We start from the raw sequence: 2,187 nt of genomic DNA, 5'->3' as shown, positions 1-2,187 counted from the left end.
ACATAACCAAACCCGCCCCATAGAAGGCGGCCCCACCTTGGTAGGAAACCGGCTCCTCACTGCTGACAAATGCAACCCCTGTATTCGGTTGATCATCCGCCATCAGGGCGATATGTGGGACCGACTTGGCATGAAGCGTCCACTGTTCGCGTTCCATCACATAGGCGTACACATTCCGGATTAATTCGTATACCCCAGGCTCGGGCTTACCAGATGGATGCAGCTGATCCCCAATACAGCAGGAGCCTAATGTCGCCATGATGGTAGCGCATTCAAACTTTAACTGCGTTTCATTATTCAAGCTTCCGAAGTAACCCCAGTTCTTCGGGAATCTCGTCGTCATGCCGCCATAATCAATGGAGAACGTACGCAAATACCGTGCCATTACCGGAAAGTGATAACTATTCCACGAGACAGGTGCTTCCAGCTCCAGGAAGTCTAGTGATTCACTTCTCGCCCCTCCGACGAACCAACGATTGTTGCAAGTGAAGGCCATTTGAGGATTGGCAGTTTTGACGATAGCCCTTGTTTCTTCCATGAACGTTTCCAGCACGATCCGTTGGAATTGCACCATCTGATCCTCATCATCCAAATCGAAGCCCAGTTTGGCCGCTCTTGCTTGGCAATACGAACAATAACAACTATTCGTCGTATACGTCACCATGTCGAGGAAGATGCCTTCAATATTCGGATACCGCGGCACGAATTCCCTCAACTGTGGCCAGAACCACTGTTCGACAAAGGGCGAATTGAAGCAGGGCCATCCCCACTCCGTGCCCGCATTGGTGTCATATCGTTTCCCTTGCTTCGTCTGCATCGCCCAATCAGGGTGCTCAATGACGGAGCGATCATGAATGCCGGTACTGAAATGAACGTATATCTTGATTCCTTCTCTACTCGCGACAGGCAGCAATGGAGTCAACAAGTCCTGCTGCAAACCCGGATGTACAGGGGCCACGTCCGATTCGTAGTACGCATTCCCGCATGCACATAAACCGAATACGACGGTAACGGCATTGATATGCGCTTCCTTCCATGTACGAACGAGCAACTCCGGATCGTATTCTTGTCCAACCCGCTCCACCCAATGAGGCGTATGAAAATCGAGATGTATCTTACGGCTCGTTTCTTCTTGCTTGGCCATTGTATCCTTCCTTCCCATTCGGATGTTCCTTACTCGCTAGCAATCTCGGATAAATAAACCGGGCGATTGTCTGCCATGGAACGGTATGCGGCAAATACCATTTGCAACGTCTTCAGATTGTCCGATATGCTGTTCTCCGGTTCACGATCTTCCTCGATCGCACACATCAGCTCGCCCATCGTTCCCATGAAGGCATGGGGCATCCATTTTCCTTCAAGAGAAGGGGTTAGCAAGCGACCCGGGAGAGCTTCGCTGTACAAGCTGATCGTATCCTCACGCCCATCGGGGTAGTTGTAGAGAGCTCCGTTCGTTCCTTTCACAACACCCTTCGTCCCTTCGAAACGGAATGTGGCATACCAATCCTCTTGCGGCGAGTGGTTGTTATGATTGTCATGGACAAGGCCTCTGGCTTCACCAGGAAACTTAATATGGATCAGTGTTCGCGTTTCCCCTTTGTAGGGTTGATTCGGATAACGGGCGCCATCGGCATAAATATATTCCGGGGTCATCCCCATACAATAACGGATCGAATCCAGATAATGAATGCTATGATACATCACTTCGAGTGTATTGATCTTCGTCAGCCAAGGCCAGTTCTCCCATTGCGTAAGCACATTCACCTGAATAGAAGCTTGCACAGGGGTACCCAACCAACCACGCTTGATGATCGAACGGCTGGCCTGGATGCCGGGGGACCAACGCATTTGTTGGTTACTGGCGGCTTTGATCCCTGCTGAGGAACAGATCTCTACGATTTGTCGGGCATCCGCGTAGTTTTCTGCAAGTGGTTTTTGACACAAAACGTGCTTACCGTGTCGAGTAACTTCTTGCAGCACCTGCAGTTGGTATTGAGCAGGGACGGCGATATCTATTACTTCGATTTCTGGATTGCGCAGCAGCGCTTGCAGCGATTCGTATACATGAGGAATACCGAATAGACTTGCAGCTTGATCTGCCTTCTCCTTCGCGATGTCATAGATTCCGACCACTCGAAACCCTGCCATGCGATAGGCAGGCAAATGAGCGTGAACTACAATTTCTCC

The 2,187-nt window shown here is 50.4% G+C and carries 2 protein-coding genes; both read right to left on the bottom strand.

Translation table 11 applies throughout. The features are described from left to right. Positions 1-1,144: alpha-amylase family protein (locus AC1DWB_RS33930; protein WP_477545482.1), on the bottom strand; the 1,144-nt coding region annotated here is incomplete at its 3' end. Positions 1,145-1,173: 29 nt separating this feature from the next. Then, positions 1,174-2,187: Gfo/Idh/MocA family protein (locus AC1DWB_RS33925; RefSeq protein ID WP_477545481.1), on the bottom strand; the 1,014-nt coding region annotated here is incomplete at its 5' end.

Source organism: Paenibacillus sp. P4_E11 (genome assembly GCF_056401635.1).
Note: the sequence above shows the minus strand (reverse complement) of the source record. Positions and strands in the feature narration are given on the sequence as shown.